General features: G+C 69.2%; 14 protein-coding genes. 7 read left to right on the forward strand and 7 right to left on the reverse strand.

The features are described from left to right. Positions 1–167: 167 nt before the first annotated feature. The gene (locus ACFY3D_RS02535) at positions 168–1,460 is read right to left on the reverse strand and encodes a helix-turn-helix domain-containing protein (RefSeq protein WP_389973884.1); all 1,293 of its coding nucleotides are present in this window, start codon (positions 1,458–1,460) and stop codon (positions 168–170) included. Positions 1,461–2,498: 1,038 nt separating this feature from the next. Here ACFY3D_RS02535 and ACFY3D_RS02540 point away from each other — a divergent pair. Then, the gene (locus tag ACFY3D_RS02540; RefSeq protein WP_389973886.1) at positions 2,499–4,721 is read left to right on the forward strand and encodes a xanthine dehydrogenase family protein molybdopterin-binding subunit; all 2,223 of its coding nucleotides are present in this window, start codon (positions 2,499–2,501) and stop codon (positions 4,719–4,721) included. A gap of 40 nt (positions 4,722–4,761) precedes the next feature. Here ACFY3D_RS02540 and ACFY3D_RS02545 read toward each other — a convergent pair whose 3' ends face one another. Further along, positions 4,762–5,817 carry an excalibur calcium-binding domain-containing protein gene (locus tag ACFY3D_RS02545; protein ID WP_389973889.1) on the reverse strand — a complete coding sequence of 352 codons (1,056 nt, stop codon included), beginning with the start codon at positions 5,815–5,817 and terminating at the stop codon, positions 4,762–4,764. Positions 5,818–5,988: 171 nt separating this feature from the next. Between ACFY3D_RS02545 and ACFY3D_RS02550 the strand changes: the two genes are divergently transcribed. Together ACFY3D_RS02550 and ald are read left to right on the forward strand one after the other, a co-directional pair. Continuing rightward, entirely contained in the window at positions 5,989–6,459 is a 471-nt protein-coding gene (locus ACFY3D_RS02550; protein WP_389973892.1) for a hypothetical protein, read from the forward strand. Between the two features lie 425 nt (positions 6,460–6,884). Continuing rightward, entirely contained in the window at positions 6,885–8,003 is a 1,119-nt protein-coding gene (ald, locus tag ACFY3D_RS02555; RefSeq protein WP_389973895.1) for an alanine dehydrogenase, read from the forward strand. 65 nt (positions 8,004–8,068) lie between these two features. Here the strand turns inward: ald and ACFY3D_RS02560 are convergent, their stop codons facing one another. Then, positions 8,069–8,824 (reverse strand): DUF3105 domain-containing protein, encoded by a 756-nt coding sequence (locus ACFY3D_RS02560; protein ID WP_389973898.1) that lies wholly within the window; start codon positions 8,822–8,824, stop codon positions 8,069–8,071. A gap of 122 nt (positions 8,825–8,946) precedes the next feature. Between ACFY3D_RS02560 and ACFY3D_RS02565 the strand changes: the two genes are divergently transcribed. Both ACFY3D_RS02565 and ACFY3D_RS02570 read left to right on the forward strand, forming a co-directional pair. Next, the gene (locus ACFY3D_RS02565; RefSeq protein WP_350947394.1) at positions 8,947–9,603 is read left to right on the forward strand and encodes a DUF305 domain-containing protein; all 657 of its coding nucleotides are present in this window, start codon (positions 8,947–8,949) and stop codon (positions 9,601–9,603) included. A gap of 74 nt (positions 9,604–9,677) precedes the next feature. Next, a complete protein-coding gene (locus ACFY3D_RS02570; protein WP_329092600.1) occupies positions 9,678–9,977 on the forward strand; it encodes a DUF3467 domain-containing protein in 300 nt (99 codons plus the stop codon). A gap of 72 nt (positions 9,978–10,049) precedes the next feature. Here the strand turns inward: ACFY3D_RS02570 and ACFY3D_RS02575 are convergent, their stop codons facing one another. From ACFY3D_RS02575 to ACFY3D_RS02590, 4 genes are all read right to left on the reverse strand, one after another. After that, complete coding sequence (locus tag ACFY3D_RS02575) at positions 10,050–11,123, reverse strand: threonine aldolase family protein (RefSeq protein ID WP_389973902.1); 1,074 nt, start codon at positions 11,121–11,123, stop codon at positions 10,050–10,052. Then, complete coding sequence (locus ACFY3D_RS02580) at positions 11,120–11,785, reverse strand: SDR family NAD(P)-dependent oxidoreductase (protein ID WP_389973905.1); 666 nt, start codon at positions 11,783–11,785, stop codon at positions 11,120–11,122. Before ACFY3D_RS02580 ends, ACFY3D_RS02575 begins: the two co-directional genes overlap by 4 nt. Beyond that, the gene (locus tag ACFY3D_RS02585; RefSeq protein WP_389973908.1) at positions 11,782–13,932 is read right to left on the reverse strand and encodes a DUF6421 family protein; all 2,151 of its coding nucleotides are present in this window, start codon (positions 13,930–13,932) and stop codon (positions 11,782–11,784) included. Before ACFY3D_RS02585 ends, ACFY3D_RS02580 begins: the two co-directional genes overlap by 4 nt. 280 nt (positions 13,933–14,212) lie before the next feature. Next, a complete protein-coding gene (locus tag ACFY3D_RS02590) occupies positions 14,213–15,046 on the reverse strand; it encodes a carbonic anhydrase family protein (RefSeq protein WP_389973911.1) in 834 nt (277 codons plus the stop codon). A gap of 314 nt (positions 15,047–15,360) precedes the next feature. On the opposite strand from ACFY3D_RS02590, the gene ACFY3D_RS02595 reads away from it, so the two are divergent. Together ACFY3D_RS02595 and ACFY3D_RS02600 are read left to right on the forward strand one after the other, a co-directional pair. Continuing rightward, entirely contained in the window at positions 15,361–15,990 is a 630-nt protein-coding gene (locus ACFY3D_RS02595; RefSeq protein ID WP_389973914.1) for a hypothetical protein, read from the forward strand. An 885-nt stretch (positions 15,991–16,875) separates the two neighbouring features. Then, positions 16,876–18,255 carry a hypothetical protein gene (locus ACFY3D_RS02600; protein ID WP_389973917.1) on the forward strand — a complete coding sequence of 460 codons (1,380 nt, stop codon included), beginning with the start codon at positions 16,876–16,878 and terminating at the stop codon, positions 18,253–18,255. The last annotated feature ends 162 nt before the right edge of the window (positions 18,256–18,417 follow it).

An 18,417-nucleotide genomic window follows, 5' to 3' on the forward strand; every position in this document is an offset into this window, starting at 1 on the left:
GGGCGCCCTTACCGTCTCGATCTACCGAAATGTGGGGCAGTGCTCCGGCCTTCAGGTCGGGGGTGAAGGCGTGCCCGGGAGTGCCCGCCAAGGCGCGCGCCGACCCCCGCGCGCCGCTTGACCGCGACGCGACGGGGGAATCTCCGGTTTCCAAGCCGGGGAGGAGCTCAAAGCCCGACGCAGGCCATCGCCCGCTTGTAGGCGTCGACGCTCCGGTCGGGCTCGTCGATCCGCTCCAGGACGCGGGCCGCGGTCAGCCAGGCGTGGGCGGTGAAGCGGGTCTCCGGCGCCTGCTCCAGGCACTCGGCCCCGGCGGACAGCTCCCGCGACGCCTCGGCCTGCATGCCCAGCGCCGCGAGGGTCTCGCCGTGCAGCAGGCGGCCCTCCGCCTGCAGGGCCTTGGGCATCCCGTCGAGCAGATCGCAGACGAAGCGCATGTGCTCCTCGGCCCGGTCGGGGCGGGCGAGCAGCAGCTCCGCCCGGACGAGGCTCATCGCGCAGCGCATCTTGGTGATCGAGCCGGCGGAGCTCTCCGTGAGCTCCTTCTCCACCTTGAGCAGCACATCGCGCCAGGCCTCGGCCTCCATGGGCCGGGCGATCAGCATGACCTGGGCGTAGTCGCCACGCAGCCGGGCCAGCCGGCGGGGGTCACCGTACTCGGACTCGATGGCCAGGGCGCGCTCGGCGTGCGTGACCGCCTCGTCGGCGTGACCGGTCTCGATGGCGGCGATCGCGGCGCCCCAGTGCGCCAGGGTGAGCGCCGTCGGGGTGTCGAGGAGCTCGGCGGCGGCGATCAGCTCGGCGGCGAACTGACGGGCCCGCAGCAGGTCACCCCGCTCCACGTACGCGGCGAAGAGCTGGCTGCCCAGCCTCATGAGGCTGTCGGTCCAGGCAGGCCTGACCGCACCGGTGAGGATCTGCTCGGGGACCTGGATCGCCTGGGCCAGGTCTCCCTTCTCGCGATAGCAGCGCGAGAGCGCGACGGCGACCGCGATGTGACGCTCGGGGCTCATGACCGTCGTGTCGCTCTCGTGCAGCCCGCAGAAGAGGACGATCGCGCCCTCCAGGTCACCGCAGGCCTCGGTCGCGAGGGCGAGGCCGTACTCGACGTCCTGCCGCAGCTGGGGCAGGCCGGCCAGGCCGCTGTCGGCGAGAAGCTCGGCGTAACGGTTACGGGCCTCGACGACCTCGCCGTTGTCCAGGGCCATCTGCGCGTAGCTCAGCGCGAGCTCGATCTCCTGCATCTGCTCGGCGGTGACGCCGTTGATCAGATAGGTCAGGGAACAGTCGAGTTTTTCCGCGAGAAGCTCCAGCACCGCGGGGGTCGGAGTACGCTTGCCACTCTCGATGAGAGAGACGTAACTGTCCGACAGCTCTGGATGAGCGAGCTGCGCCTGAGAAAGACCCCGTTGCCGACGGGCGGTTTTGATGCGCTGCCCCACCAAGTCTTGACCGGTCACGTTACCCCTTGAAAGATATCATTTGAGCAGCAGAACCTACGACAGGAGTCTCCCCGTGCGCCGACGTCTTGCCTTGTCTGCCCTCGCCATGCTGTTTACGGCTACTTTTGCCGTCACCGGCAATGTTACGACCGCGAGTGCTGATTCGTCTGCCCCCCTGAAGGACACCGGCAAGTATTCTTTGCAGACGGCTAGCGCCCAGGCCTACCTGGGCTGGAGCTACCCGGACTGAGCGACGACTCAGCCCGGCCGAAGGACAAGGAACGACACACCCCGCCCTCCGTGGAGAGCTTCCAGCCAGTGAGCCGCTCCACCCGTCGGGTTCGGTGTGCTCGCACCGATGTGAGCGCGCAGGCGTCCGTCATGCGCGCTCCAGCGGGACGGGAATCTGAACACCGGGGCGTCCGCGCCCCGGAGTCGGCGCCACCGATCATGGCCGAGCCGGGATCCGAACCCTCCCGTGAAGATCATCGCTCTTCACGGGGGATCCCGGCCGGAGGAACACCCGTGTTCGGCTCGCGTCACACGCGTACGACTTCATCGCAGGTCACGGCTCACTCCAGTCTGGCCGACCGGGCAGATGACGGCCGCTCGGCCACTCTCGTCGGCGTCATGTCGTTCCGCTTGCTCTTCGTCGCCGACCGGTCCGCGGGCCGGTCGGCACGGGACGCCTCGTGTCACCGGCGCCCTCACTTTCAGAGCCGGCGGTCATTATTCAGAAAGACATATCGAACCGGCCCACTATCCTGCCGATAACCCAAAGCGGTCGGCCGGATTATCGAAAGCCGACGGCTTCTTTTTTGTGAACACGGACGGAGTCGGCTCGTCGAGAACCGGGAAAAGGGATCGCTCACCGGGACAGGAAACATGGTCCATTCCTGCGGAATCGCGAACACGATCCGCTCGTACGCACTCGTCCGCTCCCGGGTTCCGGCTTCCCAACGGCCCGCACAACCGCAAGAGTCGCCAACGGTCACCCCCCGCGTTCCCTCGTGCCTGCCATGTCCTCCCCCCGCACCCGGCTGATGTACTGCTGACATGAGTGGCATCGAAACGCGGCGGCATCGCGGCGTCGGCGAGAGTGTCCTGCGCCCCGACGGGACGCTGAAGGTGACGGGCGAGTTCGCCTACTCCTCCGACCTGTACCTGGCGGACATGATCTGGGGGGTCACCCTGCGCAGCCCGCATCCGTCGGCGTGGATCCGCTCGATCGACATCGGCCCCGCGCTCGCCATGCCCGGTGTGTACGCGGTGCTCACCCACGAGGACGTTCCCGGCGCGAAGTTCTACGGCCTGGAGCACAGGGACCAGCCGGTGCTCGCCGTCGACCAGGTCCGCTACCAGGGCGAGCCGGTCGCGCTGGTCGCCGCCGACCACCCCGAGCGCGCCAGGCGGGCGGCCGAGGCCATCGTGGTGGAGTACGAGGTCCGCGAGGCCGTCACCGACCCGCGCCGGGCCGCCTTCGACGCCTCCTGCCCCCCGGTCCACGAGAGCGGCAACGTGCTGCGCCACCAGCCGGTCCGGGTCGGCTCCACCTTCGAGGCCCCGGTGGTCGTCACCGGCGAGTACGAGGTCGGCATGCAGGATCAGGCCTTTCTCGGTCCCGAGTCCGGCCTGGCCGTACCCGCCGAGGACGGCGGGGTGGACCTGTACATCGCCACGCAGTGGCTGCACTCCGACCGGGAGCAGATCGCGCCGTGCCTGGGGTTGCCCGAGGAGAAGGTGCGGCTCTCACTGGCCGGGGTGGGTGGGGCGTTCGGCGCGCGCGAGGACCTGTCCATGCAGGTCCACGCGTGCATGCTGGCCCTGCGTACCGGCCGCCCCGTGAAGATCGTCTACAACCGCGAGGAGTCCTTCTACGGCCACGTCCACCGCCACCCCGCCCGGATGCGCTACGAGCACGGCGCCACCCGCGACGGCAGGCTGCTGTACGTGCGGGCGGAGATCCTGCTGGACGGCGGCGCCTACTGTTCCACCTCTCCCGCGGTGGTCGGCAACGCGGCCTCCCTGGGGGTGGGGCCGTACGAGGTGGACAACGTCTGGATCGACGCCTACGGCGTCTACACCAACAACCCGCCCTGCGGCGCGATGCGCGGCTTCGGCGCGGTACAGGCGTGCTACGCGTACGAGTCGCAGATGGACCGGCTCGCCGAGGCGTGCGGGATCTCCCCGGTCGAGGTGAGGGTGCGCAACGCGGTCTCCCAGGGGTCGGTGCTGGCCACCGGGCAGGTGATCGACTCCCCCGCGCCGCTCGCCGAGATGCTCAGGGAGCTCGACGCGATGCCGCTGCCCGCCGCGCCGGAGGCCACGGACTCACCGGATCTGCGGAGTCTGCCGGGCGGCGTCTCGCAGACCACGCGCGGCGAGGGGGTGCGGCGCGGTGTCGGGTACGGCGTGGGCATCAAGAACATCTGCTTCTCCGAGGGCTTCGACGACTACTCGACCGCGCGGGTGCGGGTGGAGCTGATCGGTGGCGAGCCGCACGTCCTGGTGCACACGGCGGCGGCCGAGGTGGGGCAGGGCCTGCTGATGGTCCAGGAGCAGATCGCCAGGACCGAGCTGGGGATCAACGCGGTGACGGTCGCGGGGGCGGACACCTCGGTCGGTTCCGCCGGGTCCTCGTCCGCCTCGCGCCAGTCCTACGTCACCGGAGGCGCGGTCAGGGCGGCCTGCGAGGCCGTGCGGGAACGGCTCGCGAAGCTGACGGGCGACGGGACGTCCCTGGTGGAGGCGCTGGAGCGGGCCGGTGCGGTGGAGGAGACGAGGGAGTACCGGCACCGGCCCACCTTCCCCCTGGACCCGCTCACCGGCCAGGGCGACTCGCACACCCAGCTCGCCCTGTGCGTCCACCGGGCCGTGGTGGATGTGGACGTGGAGCTCGGCCTGGTCAAGGTGGTCGAGCTGGCCGCCGTGCAGGACGTGGGAAAGATCATGAACCCGCTCGCACTGGAGGGGCAGATCCACGGCGGCTCGGCCCAGGGCCTGGGACTGGCGCTCATGGAGGAGATCCAGGTCCGTGACGGGCTGGTGCTCAATCCCTCGTTCACCGACTACCTGATCCCCACCATCCTCGACATGCCGCCCATGCGGCTGTCGATCATGGAGAATCCCGACCCGAACGCTCCTTACGGGCTGCGCGGCGCGGGCGAGCCGCCCACGCTCTCGTCCACTCCCGCGGTGGCCGCCGCCGTACGGGCCGCCACCGGCCTGCGGCTGCCCCGGGTGCCCATCCGCCCCCACGACATCGCCCTGGAGGGATGACCGTCGAGGAGAGGGCCGCGTCAGCCGACGTCGGCCGATCTCAGCCGGCGTCTCCCGACTCGCAGGCGACGCCGTCATTGTCCCCGTCGATGTACCACTGGTACTCCTCGTGGACGCCCCGGGTGTAGGGGCCGTACCCGTTCTCCCTCGCGGCCTTGCAGGTGGCGAACCTACGGTCGGTGCCCTCGCCGGACGTGTTCCCCGAGGTGCCCCCCGTGGTGTTCGCCGGTCGGTTCTGGCCGGTCCCGGTCCCCGAGGTTCCCGAGGTCCCTGAGGGGTTCGTGGCGGCCGGGTCTGCGTTGGTGTTCGCCGGAGGGGTCACCGGCTGGTTGTCGGTGGGAGTCACGGGCTGGTTCTGGTTTCCCTGCGGGGTCTGGGGCTGGTTCGCCGGAGGGGTTGTACCCGGGTCGGCGGGCGGGGTGAAGACCGATCCGTTCGGCTGCGGGACGTCCGACGGCTGCGGGACGACGTCGGACGAGCCGAGCAGCTTGACGACCATCGCGTCCGCCTGCTCCTTGGTGAAGGAGCCCGCGATGCTCAGGCTGTCGTCGGTGATCGTCTGGGCGACCTTGGGGGCCGCCACCACCTTCTGTCCCACGACGATCGCGATCTGCTGCCTGACCGGGTCGTCCGCGTTCACCGCCTCCGCGGTCAGGTCGTTGATCTGCTCGCGGAAGGCGGGTGCGAACGCGATCCTGACCGAGTAGGCGCCGCTCTTCTCCTGGATCGTCTCGATCTTCCTCACCGCGTTCACGGTGATCCCCGCGCCGAGCGAGTAGCAGTTCTGCCCAAGGTCGTCGGGATAGGTCTCGGCAACCGTGCAGGCTCCGGGCCTCACCTCGGTCACCGGGGCGAAGTGAATGGGGTTCGCCAGCCGCCTGGGTGGTGTGCCACCGAGCGGCATGTCGGGGTTGCGGGTCATGAGCACCGCGATGGTGCCGAGCACGCCGGTGATCAGCACGACGACGACGAGGGTGGTCACCAGGATCGCGGTCGTGGCGCGACTCGCCCTGGGCGCCCCCTCCGGCGGCTCTCCGGCCCGCTTCTCGCCGGTCCCCGGCGTGCCCGGGATCGCCCCGCCGGGGCCCGGGCTCACGGGTCCCCGAGCCGGGAGTTCCTTTCCTCCGGCGGGAGGCGGCAGGTCGGAACCGGGGCCGCCCGGCCTTTCGGGAACCGGGCCGCCCGGCTCCTCTACGATCGGGCCCGCCGAATCGCCGGGGCCCTGTCCCAGGGGGACCGTCTTCTCGAAGCCGAGGCCGCTCGGCCCTTGATCGCCGAAACTCGCACCGCCGGGCCCCGGGTCGCCGAAGCCGGGACCATCGGGCCTCACCCCGCCGGCACCAAAAGCGTCGAAACTAGAACGCTTAGCACCAAAAGCATCAAAATCAGAGCCGCCAGAACCACCGAAGACGTCGCCGCCGGGACCGCTTCGGCGAGGATCACCGAAAGCGTCGCCGTCAGGACCACCCCGACCAGGCCCACCGAAAGCATCGAAGCCAGGGCCGCCGGAACCACCGAAGACGTCGCCGCCGGGACCACTCCGGCGGGGATCACCGGGAGCGTCGACGTCGGAGCCGCCCCGGCCGGGACCGCCGAAGGCGTCGCGGTCAGGACCGACGCGGCCGTAACCGCCGAAGGCGTCGAAGCCGGAACCGTGATCGGAACCGGGAACGGGACCCGGGCCGCCGAGGCCCCGATCGCCGCGACCTGGAGCGCCGAAGGCGGTGTGACCGTCTGAGCCGTCCGAGGCGCCGGAGGGGCCGGCGTCCGGTTTGCCGGGACCGCGGGCGTGACGTCCGGACGGAGCGTCAGAACGCCCCGGCGGGGTGAAGGCGTCATAGGAGCCGGGCGAGGACCACGGCGCGTCAGGAGGGTCGTCAGACCCTCCTGGAGGCCCTTGCGGTACGGGCGGCTCACCCTGCCCCGCGTGCATCCCCATCGTCATATCCCCGTATTCCTCGCATCTGCTCGCGGCGAGCCTACCGACCGGTGCGGGGAGCCGGTAACCCCGCACGTCACGACGCCCTTCGGGAAACCGAACGTCGGCGATTGCTGACCGAATGTCATCAACTCTGGCCCCATTCCTGCCGCCTTGTGCGTGATGACTCTCTTTTGGGGAACGCACAGTGAATGTAGAAGACACGCGCCCACCCTGGAGGAGCCGTGAAAATCTCCGTTCCCCGCGAGGTCAAGAACCACGAATATCGCGTGGCGCTCACCCCCGCCGGGGCCCGCGAGTTCATCAGGAACGGCCACGAGGTCTTCGTCGAGAAGGGCGCCGGGGTGGGGTCCTCCATTCCCGACGCCGACTTCCAGAGCGTCGGCGCGACCATCCTGGACTCGGCCGACGAGGTGTGGGCCGTGGGCGAGTTGGTACTGAAGGTCAAGGAGCCGATCTCCGAGGAGTACCACCGGATGCGTAAGGGCCAGGTGCTCTTCACCTACCTGCATCTGGCCGCCTCGCAGGCGTGCACCCGGGCCATGCTGGAGACCGGGGTCACCGGCATCGCCTACGAGACCGTGCAGAACGCGAACGGCTCCCTGCCGCTGCTCGCCCCCATGTCGGAGGTGGCCGGGCGACTCGCCCCCCAGGTGGGGGCGTACCACCTGATGCGCTCCGGGGGCGGCCGCGGCGTGCTGATGGGCGGGGTGTCGGGAGTGCACCCGGCCAGCGTGGTCGTGATCGGCGCCGGGGTCTCCGGCATGAACGCCGCGGTCATCGCGCTCGGCATGCAGGCGGAGGTGCTGCTGCTCGACCGCGACATCGACAGGCTCCGCCAGGCGGACATGATCTACAAGGGCCACTGCAGGACCATCGCCTCCTCCACGTACGAGATCGAACGGGCGGTGCTGAACGCGGATCTGGTCATCGGCGCGGTGCTGATCCCGGGGGCGAGGGCTCCCAAGCTGGTCGACAACGCGCTGGTCTCGCGGATGAAGCCGGGGTCGGTCCTGGTGGACATCTCCATCGACCAGGGCGGTTGCTTCGAGGACTCCCGGCCCACTACCCACGCCGACCCGACCTACCGGGTGCACGACTCGGTGTTCTACTGCGTGGCCAACATGCCGGGCGCGGTGCCGCACACCTCGACGTACGCGCTGACCAACGTGACCGTCCCCTACGCCCTCGCGATCGCACAGCTGGGCTGGCGGGAGGCCCTTCGGAGAGATCCGGCGCTGGCCGCCGGCCTGAACACGCACGAGGGGCACCTGACCAACCGGCCCGTGGCCGAGGCTCACGGGCTGGAGGCGGTGCCCCTGGAACAGGTGCTGCGGGCCTAGTCGCGGGCCCGGTGCGGCCGGTGCGCCTCGTCAGGACGGCGTCACCGGCGTCGCGACCGGCCGGATCAGGGCGCCGGGGTGGGGCTGGGAACCGGGGCGTCGGTGGCCGGGGCATCGGTCGCGGGAGCGTCCGTGGCCGGGGCGTCGCTGGGAGCCGCGGACCCGTCGGGGGCGCCCGGCGGCTGGCTGGGCGCGGTCTCCGGGATGGGCGCCTCGGCGGTGGTGGTGCCCACGCCTCCGCTGCAGGACGCTCCGAGCTCGGGGGTGTCCCGGCCGTTCTTGTACTTGGTGATGAACCTGGGCAGACGCCCGTCGGTCGCGCTGTCCAGCTTGAGCTGGTTGTTCCAGGAGCTGGCCACGATCTTGGAGGGCAGGCCGGGGTACGGGCTCAGGAGCATGTAGTCCTTGGAGGCCAGTTCCCTCAGCTTGTCCACCTCGGCCTTGGGGAGATCCGGCTGGTAGGTGATCCACACGGCGCCGTGCTCCATGGAGTGGACGGCGTTCTCGTTGTTGATCGGCTGCTCGTAGATGCCGCAGTTCTGCCAGGCCGGGTTGTGCTCACCGCCCATCGGCGGGTTCTCCTTGTACGTCACCTTGGTCTGGGTGTGCTGACTGCCGGCGTACTTCGCGGTGACGACGTTGTCCAGTGAGGTCGCGGCCCGCTCGTTGACCAGGTAGTAGGCGACGACCGCGACCAGCAGGACGACGACGGCACCTCCGGCACCCCACATGAGAAGCGCGGCCCTGCGCTCCTTGCGCCTCTGCTCATCGCGCATGCGGTTGAGGTGCTCGCGCCTCGCCTGCGCCTTTTCCTTGGTCATCAACCCTCCAGCCGGCAAACAACTTCGGGTCACCCTATGCCCTACCGGCGTATGTGGAGAATAAGGGGATGACAACGCGTGATACAGCGACGATTCCCGACAGTGGGTACGCTGGGCAGGTAATGGAAACCCCGGGTAAAGAGGGCGCGACGTCCAGGCGTGGTGGCGTGGTGGTCGGCGCGCTGCTCGGCTGCCTGGTCACGGCGGTCGTGTTGCTGCTCGCGACGGGCAGGACGGCCACTCCGACGGACGCCTCGGCGGAGGCGGGTTTCGCCCGCGACATGGCCGTTCACCATGCCCAGGCCGTCGAGATGTCCTTCATCGCCAGGGACGGCAGCCAGGACGACGCGTTGCGGCGCCTGGCCTACGACATCATCGTCACGCAGACGGCCCAGCGCGGCATCTTCACGGGCTGGCTGCAGCAGTGGGGCCTCACCCAGTCGGGTGATCGTCCCTCCATGGCGTGGATGGCCGGGCACGGTGGCGGTCACGCTGTAACACCGGACGCGCCCGCCGCGATGCCCGGTATGGCAAGTGAGGACGAGCTCAAAAAGCTCCGCGAGGCCACAGGCAAGGAGCAGGAGGTCCTCTTCCTCCAACTCATGATCCGTCATCACGAGGGCGGCGTGCAGATGGGCGAGGGCCTGCTGAAACTGTCCGACCGTGAAGAGGTGGCCACCATGGCACAGCACATCGTCGACGGTCAGACGGGCGAGATCGAGTTGATGACCGACATGTTGCGGCAGCGCGGCGCCCAGCGGCTGCCTTCCATCCTTTAGTGGCGTCGGCGCGTCCCTGTGCGGCCGGTTTCCGGTCAGGGCAGCATGGAGCCAACCTGGCCGGAGGAAAGAGAATGGTGAACGACGAGCCGGAGAACCGCCTGGAGGTGAGCATCTCCGCCGAGGTGGAAATGGGGCAGTACGCCAACTTCGCCTCTGTGTGGCACACCCAGGATGGCTTCGTCCTGGACTTCGCGGTGATCACCAGGCCGCCCCAGCTGGCCAACGACCCCTCCTCCGGGCAGCACTTCGTGAGCGTGCCGACCCGGATCGTGAGCCGGATCCGCATCCCCCCGAGTCAGGTCTTCGAGCTGATGAAGGCCCTCGAACAGCAGCTGACCGCGTACGAGCACGAGACGGGTCACAAGAACTGAGGCCCGGCGGGGGGTTTCGGCCCTCTGAAAGAGGCCTGAAAGGGTCCCCGCGCCGGGCCTTCACGACGCGTCTTACGACAGATCTTGGCGCGGACGTAGCTCCTGCGCCACGGCGGCGGCGAACGCGTCCACGTCGGCCTCGGTGGTGTCGAACGCGGTCATCCAGCGGACCTCGCCGGTGGCCTCGTTCCAGGTGTAGAACCGGAAGCGCTTCTGCAGGCGCTCGGTCACGTCCGCCGGCAGGATGGCGAAGACCGCGTTGGCCTGCACCGGGCGCGGGATCTCCACCCCCGGCACGTCCCGCACGGCGTCGGCGAGCCGCCGGGCCATCGCGTTGGCGTTGCGGGCGTTGCGCAGCCACAGGTCGCCCGCGAGCAGCGCTTCGAACTGCACCGCGACGAACCGCATCTTGGAGGCGAGCTGCATCGTGCTCTTGCGCAGGTAGCGCAGGCCGCGCACGGCGTCGGGATTGAGCACCACGACGGCCTCGCCGAACATCAGGCCGGCCTTGGTGCCACCGAAGGACAGCACGTCCACGCCCACGTCGCTGGTGAACGCGCGCAGCGGCACGTCCAGCGCGGCGGCGGCGTTGGTCGCGCGGGCGCCGTCGAGGTGGACGAGCATGCCCAGGTCGTGGGCGTGGTCGCAGATCGCGCCGATCTCCTGGGGCGTGTAGAGCGTGCCCAGCTCGGTGGTCTGCGTGATCGACACCACCTTGGGCTGTGCCCGGTGCTCGTCGCCGAAGCCCCACGCCTGCCTGTCGATCAGCTCGGGGGTGAGCTTGCCGTCCGGGGTGGCGACCGGCAGCAGCTTGAGCCCCGCCGACCGTTCGGGGGCGCCGCCCTCGTCGGTGTGGATGTGCGCCGACTCCGCGCAGACCACCGCCTCCCAGTGGGCGGTCATCGAACGGAGCGCGACCACGTTGGCCCCGGTGCCGTTGAACATCGGCCACGCCTGCGCGGCGGGGCCGAAGTGCTTCTTGAAGACCTCCTGGAGCGCGGCGGTGTAGACGTCGTCGCCGTACGCGGTCTGGTGACCCCCGTTGGCGAGCGCGATCGCCTGGAGGATCTCGGGATGGACCCCGGCGTAGTTGTCGCTGGCGAAGCCCTTCACCAGCGGGTCGTGCCTGCGGATGGCGTCCGTCACGCGGTCCCCCCCTCCCGCCTCGCGTCGACGGTGAGGTCGATCCTGGTGCCGTTGGCGTCGGTCTTCCACAGGTCGTCGATCGCCTCGGCGAGGTCGTCGACGTCGGTGAAGCCGGGGAAGGTCCGCTCGGGGCTCGCCGCGCGCATGCCCTCGTGCACGAGCGCCTTGACGACCAGGATGTTCGCGGTGGAGGCGGTGCCCTCCAGGGCGTCGGCGAAGGCGAGGGTCCAGGCCTCGGAGGCGGCCTTCGCCGTGCCGTACGCCGCGTTGCCCTGGGTGGGGCGCTCGGCCGCCTTCGCGGAGACGATGGCGAACCGGCCGCGCTCACTCGCCCTGAGCAGCGGCTCGAAGGCGAGCGTGACGTGCTGGAGGGTACGGATCAGCAGGTCGTGCAGGAGCTCCCAGTCGTCCAGCGACGTCTCGGCGAAGGTCTTGGACCCGCGCCAGCCGCCGACCAGGTGCACGATCCCGTCCACCCTGCCGTGTTCCGCCCGCACGTCCGCCGCGAGCCTCTGCACGGCGGCGGCGTCGAGCAGGTCGACCGCGAGGCACCCGTCGGCGCCGCTCTTGTCGACGCCGATCACCGTGTGGCCCTCGCCGGTGAACCTGCGGACGACGGCCCGGCCCGCGGGGCCGCCCGCACCGGTGACAAGGATGATCATGCTCGGATCCCCTTCGTGGAGTCGACGACATCGCCGAGCTTACGGCGCAGGGCCTCGTAGAACATGCTCAGCGGGAACTCGTCGGGCAGCACCGCGTCCACCACGGCCTTGGGAAATCCTTCCACGGGCAGGGCCTCGGCCCCGCCGGCCCAGACCGAGGCGGGGTTCGGCGCGACGTAGGTGGCGACCAGCTGGTGGGCGGCGAGCCAATGGGCGAGCTTGGAGCGGTCGATGCCGTCCCTGTAGAGCTTCTCGACCTCGCCCCGCAGGTCCGCGACCCCCTCGGCGAGACGGTCCCAGTCGACGCTGAGCCGGTTGTCGGTCCAGCGGACGACGTCGTTGCGGTGCAGGTACGAGAAGAGCAGCTGCCCGCCCAGGCCGTCGTAGTTGCGGACCCGGTTACCGGTGATCGGGAAGCGGAACAGCCGGTCGAACAGGATCGCGAGCTGGACGTAGCGGGCGTGCGGCACGCCTTCGCGCTCCAGCTTCACGGCCTCGCCGAACGCGGTCAGGTCGCAGCGCAGCTCCTCCAGGGAGTAGAGCCAGTACGGCATGCGCTGCTTGATCATGAAGGGGTCGAACGGCAGGTCGCCGTGGCTGTGGGTCCGGTCGTGGATGAGGTCCCAGAGCACGAAGGTGTCCTGGGCCAGCTCCTGCGACGCGATCAGTCTGGCCGCGTCCGGCGGCAGCGCGAGCTTCAGCGTGGCCGCGGCGGCACCGCTCACCACGCGGAACCTCGCGGCCTCCCGGTCGGCGAAGATCCCGCCCCAGGTGAAGCGTGCCGGGGTCTCGCGGACCGCGACGGTCTCGGGGAAGAGCACCGCGGAGTTGGTGTCGTAACCGGAGGTGAAGTCCTCGAAGGCGATCGGCACGAACATCGGGTTGTCGTAGCGGGTCCGCTCCAGCTCGGCCAGCCATTCGGGCCAGATCGTCCGGATCCACACGGCCTCGATGTGGCGGAAGGTGGTGCCGTTCTGGGTGTACATCGGGAAGACGACCAGGTGCTCCAGCCCGTCCACCCGCTGGGTGTCGGGGTGGAAGGCGTCGAGCGCGTCGAGGAAGTCGGGGACGCCCAGCCCCTGGTCGACCCACTTGCCGAAGTCGGCGACGACGGCGGCCAGGTAGGCGGCGTCGTGCGGGAAGCGCGGCGCGAGCCGCTCGACATGTCCGACGATCTTCGAGACCAGCTCGGCGGCCCGCTCCCGGTCGCTCTCCTCCTGGATCGAGCCGTCCTTGGCCTGCAACGGCCTGATCGCCTCGACGGCGTCCTTGAGCGCCTGGAACTCGGCGCGGGCCCCAGCGTCCTCAGCGTCCTCCGCGGCCTCGGCGCTCCCGACGGCCGAGCCCTCGGCGGCGGAGCTCTTGACAGCGGAGCTCTTGACGGCGGGGACGCGGGCGGCCCAGGTGACGAGGTTGCCCCAGAGCGCGGCGTGGTCGTAGTCGCCGATCGAGTCGTCACCGAACAGGTCGGAGTCGGCGACGACCACGACGCGGCCCTCCCCGTGCCGTACGGCCACCGCCAGCGGGCGGTTCGCGGGGGTCGCGGTGGGCGAGGTGGCGAACAGGACGGTCGCGTGGTCGGAGACGGTGAGCGTCCCCGCCCGGTAGAAACAGGCGCGGCGGGCCCCGGCGAGCAGGTCCTGGCCGCTTCGAGAGTCGTGCGAGGCGTTCCGGGGGGTGCCCAGGACCCAGGAGGCCACGCCGTTGTGTGCGCTCCCGGGGTCCCGGACGAGGGTGTGCTCGACGCCCACACCGAAGCGCGCGAGCAGCTCGGTGAGGTTGCTGCCGTACTTCTCCTGCTCGTACTCGGCCAGCACGACGAGCCCGCCGCCGTCGCGGACGTACTCCTCGATCGCGTCGAGCTCCTCGACCGGGAAGACCGGGCTGCCCAGCCCGGTGGTGCGCTCCCACCGGTCGGCGGAGGGATGCGCGATCACCAGCACGTCCCGCGCGCTCAGCAGGCCGGGGGTGAGCGGGCCCTCGACGTGCGCGTCCACGGAGTGGCCCAGTCCGCGCAACAGCCCGGCCGCACGGACGTAGCCGCTGTCGTCGGGGTGGCCGGGATTCATCGTCTCGGCCACGTCCCGCCGGATGGTCCACGACTCGCTGTGTGCCTCGTCGAACAGTACGCGAGGGAACGCCGTCACGATAAATCCTCCTTCAAGCATGAGTGTTTAACGGAAAATATACACAACCTATGTCCATTTTGCCGCATCCCTTACGGGAGCGGGGATACAGAAGATCGAGGCCCCACGGGCAGGGGGGCGGGGGCAGGCGTCGGGCCGGTCGAGCCGGCCACACGCGACCACTCAGCGGGATCGAGTACGCCCACGCCAAGCATGTAAGACGACCGCGCCGGCCGAGGTACACCTCGGCCGGCGCGGTCGTCACCGTCATGAGACCGGGCGGGCCCGGAATAGCGTGATATCAGTGGTACGAGTAAATGTTGGGCTTCGGAGTGTTTTCCTGGGCTTCCCGGTGATTGCCTTCCGGACCCCACAGGGACCTGTACGACTGGATGTTGTTCTGGTGCGCCTTCGCGTGCTGGTTGAAGACGACCCAGTTGACCGGCTGGAAGTAGGTGCCGGTCTCGTCCGGCGTCGTGAGGGAGCCGGTGTAGCGGTAGGTGGCGTGGCTCTCGGGCAGCATGGCCTTCAGGTCGACACCGTGCAGACTCCTGGACTCGCCGAGGGCGGGGGGCGACGCGATCAGGCGATCATGCTGGGACAGGCCGTGGAAGGTCCTGGCGTCGACGAGGACCGAGAAGACCACGTACCCCTTCGGCCCGGTCGCCCGCTCGTGGACGAAGTGCGCCTCAAGCGGGGCGAAGGGCTGACCGGCGAACTTGTGTTCGGCGTGGCCGTGGAAGTGCACGTTGTTCAGGTTGTAGCGCTGGCCGCCGTAGGTGATGTACGGCTGGGTACCGCCGGTGCCGATGACGAACCTGACGTCGTCGTGCTCGCTCGCCTCCTCCAGCGGGGGCTTGTCCTGGAACAGGAGCGTCCCGTCCACGCTGTGCGGGTAGTGGACGGCGATCGCGGGACCGACGCCCGGGCACGCCACCGAACGGTCGATCTCGATGGGACTCTGGACCGCGCCGTCCGTGCCATTGCCGTGGCACGGCTTGACCTGGGCCTGTACGGAAGGGGAAAGGGAAATGAACGGGAGGGAAAAAGCAGCAGCCACCGCAATGGGCGCAAGACGGTAACGCACCGGCCACCTTTCGTACGAGGGGATACCGAGGTGTCGCCTACGGAGCATCAGGGGGCGATGTCCGCATTAAAGGCGACATAAAGGCATTGGCGACCTTAGTCGAAGAAAGCGAATTTGCACCCTGTTTTTTCGCGTCCAAAACGACCACAAGTAAACAGGCGATTACTTGCGATCGGGACCCTCGGGGGGCGAGGCGCGACTCGACGTCACCCCCGGCCCCCGAGGGGGCCACCGGAGGGCCGCCCGGAGCCGAGCCACCGAGGCGCGACAGGAGCCGATCGCCTTACGGAAAGCGTTGAAGCAGCTACAAAGGGTACAAATGGGGTGAAAGGCGACGCCGTAACCGTCATCCGGGGGGGAAGATGCCTGTACGGAGTGCCCGATCCGTTGCCGTTCCGGCAGCGGCACTGCTGGCCGTGACACTGCTCGTCGGCGGCTGCGGCGGCGGTCAGTCCACCGCTGTGAAACCGGAAACCGCCGTGGCCACGACATCCGCGGCCGTTCCACCCGCCGCGGGCGCCCCGCCCGCCGCCGACCTCTCCGGGGAGGGCGCCGCCCAGGAGTACACCGCGGAGGAGTGCCCCACCGGCGTCAACGCCAAGAGGTTCGCCAAGACCCGTTTCGCGCTGCACGCGGGCCTCGCTCTGGGCGCCTTCTACCGCTACATCTACCAACCGCTACAGAGCGGCGGCTTCAAGGCCGGAGCGGAGAAGCGGAAGCGGACCTTCGCCAAGGCCGCCGTCGCCGGTCTCTTCACTCTTCACGAACTGAAGGTGGCCCGGCGCTTCGCCCTGGCCAACCCGACCCTGTGCAAGGGGGTCAAGGCGGTCACCGACAGCTTCAGCGCCCTGACCACCAAGCTGAAGAACGGCACCGCCACCGAGGCAGACCTCCAGGCCGGCAAGGACTCCTTCAACAACCTGCGGCAGAACGCCACCCAGCACGGCTACGACTTCAAGGAGAGGACCGCCGTCGTCCCCGGCGCGGGCTGAGCGCACATCCGGCCGGGGCAGGTCCTGGGACACAGGGCCTGCCCCGGCCGGCGCACCGCCAACCCTCCGGCGAACGGCACCACCTCCCGCGGACGGCACCACCCTCGCGCGGACGGCTTTCCCGAACCCGGCATCCGGTCGCCGCCGACAGTGAACGCGACGGATCCCCCTGCGGCAGCCGGTGAGCGCCCGGCCGAGGGCCGGTCGGCGAGCGCGGCGATCGGCGGCACAACTCCCCGCCCCGGCGCCCTGTATCCTCACCGCCCCCGGCTCGACGAGATCGCGCGTGCGACGGAGTGAGCAACGGCGAACGCGCCGCCGGTAACCGCACCCCTTCGCGACCTTCGCCTTTTCAACTTCGGAAACCGACGCCATGACGCCCAGCAGTAACAGAACAGGGAGTCATTGTGAAATCGAGCCGAAACAGGTGCTGTTTACCTTTGCCTGGTCCGATGATTCCAAGGTGAAGAGGTGAGGCGGTCATCAACCGCATACATTCAGGACACATTTCTTCGGAATGGGATTCCAGGCTCGTGAAGGCCGACGACACCCGGCCACCGGTCACATGAGCGAACTCTGAACCCGGCCCACTCGACCCTCGTCGCCGAGCCGAGGGCTCGACGGCCGGACCGGTGACCCCACCCCTTCCCCTGTCATCACCGCTGCTCACAGCGCTGCTATCACATCGGGCGGAACCCGAACTCGGCGAGATCCGTTCCCGGCCACGTTTCACGGCCCAGTCGGAAGGGTCACGTTCGGGGTCGGCGCCGCCGACCGAAAAACGCTTACCGATATACCACCGAGAACACATCCGGAATTCTCGGGAACCCGCCATGCGCGTTTACGGGTTCACGGCACGGTAAACCCCTGGAGGGAAATCCTTTGTTGGCACGGTTCAAGCGATTCACGTCCGCGCTGGTCGTAGTCGCGCTTGTCGTCCTGATGGCGGATACGGCACGCGCCGATTTCAGTCCCATCGGCTCCGAACCTTATGTTCCCTACGTCCAACCGGCGGACGCGGACATTCCCCGGCGAGGCTGCGCCACCACGCTGTCCGACCCCAGGAACGCCGCGGGGAGCATCCCCGCGGTCCAGGTGATCTACGCCTGGCACGAGGAGTCCGGGAACCGCTACGACGACTTCGTCGAGAGGATCGCCAAGATCGTCGACCGGGTGGACTGGTCACTGGACGAGTCCACGAACTACGACCAGCATGTCAATCTGAGCTGCCGGACCGGCTACGGCACCGGCAGCTACGCGGACTACGCGCGCGCCCTCGTGGTGCCGGAGAAGATCGAGAGCGGGGTGATCGGCGGCGAGACCGCCGCGGACGTCGTCGAGGACGACCTGGCGGCGGCGGGCTACGACCACGCCAACCGTACCTACATGGTGTTCGAGGACTTCGACGGGACGGCGCAGGCCTTCTGCGAACTCCTGTGCGTCGCGGCGACCGACGAGTGGGACAGCGCGACCATGCTGCACGAGTTCATCCACCTGTTCGACGTCGACCACGCCAAGGTCACCGAGACGGTCCTCCACGAGGACACCGACGTCATGTCCACCCAGTGGCACACCTGGCAGGTGGACCAGGAGTTCAACAACTACTACGACCCGAGCGAGACCACGGCCACGTTCTACACGAGCGCCTATCCGCACCCTCGCAAGGCCAACCTCGCCACCTGGTCGATGCTCACCCCGCCGCTCTGCTGCGACATCGGGTACAGCAACGACCTGCTGACCGCGCAGGAACGCACGATCGAGGCGGACGCGCCCCATGGGTACCCGACGGGCTTCACCGTCTCCGGCGGCGGATGGATGCAGGTCACTCCACCTGGAGCGGACCAGCAGGTGTCGGCCCGCTACTACGACGGCCGGCGGTCCTTGACCGTGAACGTCCAGTCGTGGGCCGAGGGGATCCTGTCGGTCACCCGCAGGCCCCAGGTGACGCCGGGGCAGCGATACAAGTTCTTCGTCCGGCTCACGACCGCCACCTCCGGCGGCGTCAAGCTGCGGCTCTCCTGGTACAACGCGTCGAACACGCTGATCTCGAACAGTGACAGCTCGCTCCATGCCCTGACACCCGATTGGGCGGAGCACAACGTCTCGGCGATCGCACCGGCCGGCGCGGCCACCGTGCAACTCTCGGTGGTGAGCCCGAACGGCCAGTCCTTCGCCTACGTGGTGGACAGCCTCCAACTCAACCGCTGTGACAACACGCGGACCACCGACGGATGCCGACTGGAGAGCGGCCTGCCCACCCCCTGACAGGTGTCCCGCTCGTCATGTCGGCCGGCTGATCCACGCTCCCCGCGAGCGCCGGATCAGCCGGCTTGACGACCGCCGTGTTCACCTAAGGTATTCCGGCGCGAGTCGAGAACGTGATCAGCGGGCGCCTCGGCCCTTCGGTGTGATCGGTAGGGTCGCGGT

This window comes from Streptosporangium sp. NPDC000509 (assembly GCF_042898365.1).
GTDB lineage: Bacteria > Actinomycetota > Actinomycetes > Streptosporangiales > Streptosporangiaceae > Streptosporangium.

Coding starts and splice junctions, on each gene's coding strand:
- ACFY3D_RS02560 (WP_389973898.1), bottom strand. CDS start 8,824: ATGACCAAGGAAAAGGCGCAGGCGAGGCGCGAGCACCTCAACCGCATG.
- ACFY3D_RS02595 (WP_389973914.1), top strand. CDS start 15,361: ATGCCTGTACGGAGTGCCCGATCCGTTGCCGTTCCGGCAGCGGCACTG.
- ACFY3D_RS02565 (WP_350947394.1), top strand. CDS start 8,947: ATGGAAACCCCGGGTAAAGAGGGCGCGACGTCCAGGCGTGGTGGCGTG.
- ACFY3D_RS02590 (WP_389973911.1), bottom strand. CDS start 15,046: ATGCTCCGTAGGCGACACCTCGGTATCCCCTCGTACGAAAGGTGGCCG.
- ACFY3D_RS02540 (WP_389973886.1), top strand. CDS start 2,499: ATGAGTGGCATCGAAACGCGGCGGCATCGCGGCGTCGGCGAGAGTGTC.
- ACFY3D_RS02570 (WP_329092600.1), top strand. CDS start 9,678: ATGGTGAACGACGAGCCGGAGAACCGCCTGGAGGTGAGCATCTCCGCC.
- ACFY3D_RS02580 (WP_389973905.1), bottom strand. CDS start 11,785: ATGATCATCCTTGTCACCGGTGCGGGCGGCCCCGCGGGCCGGGCCGTC.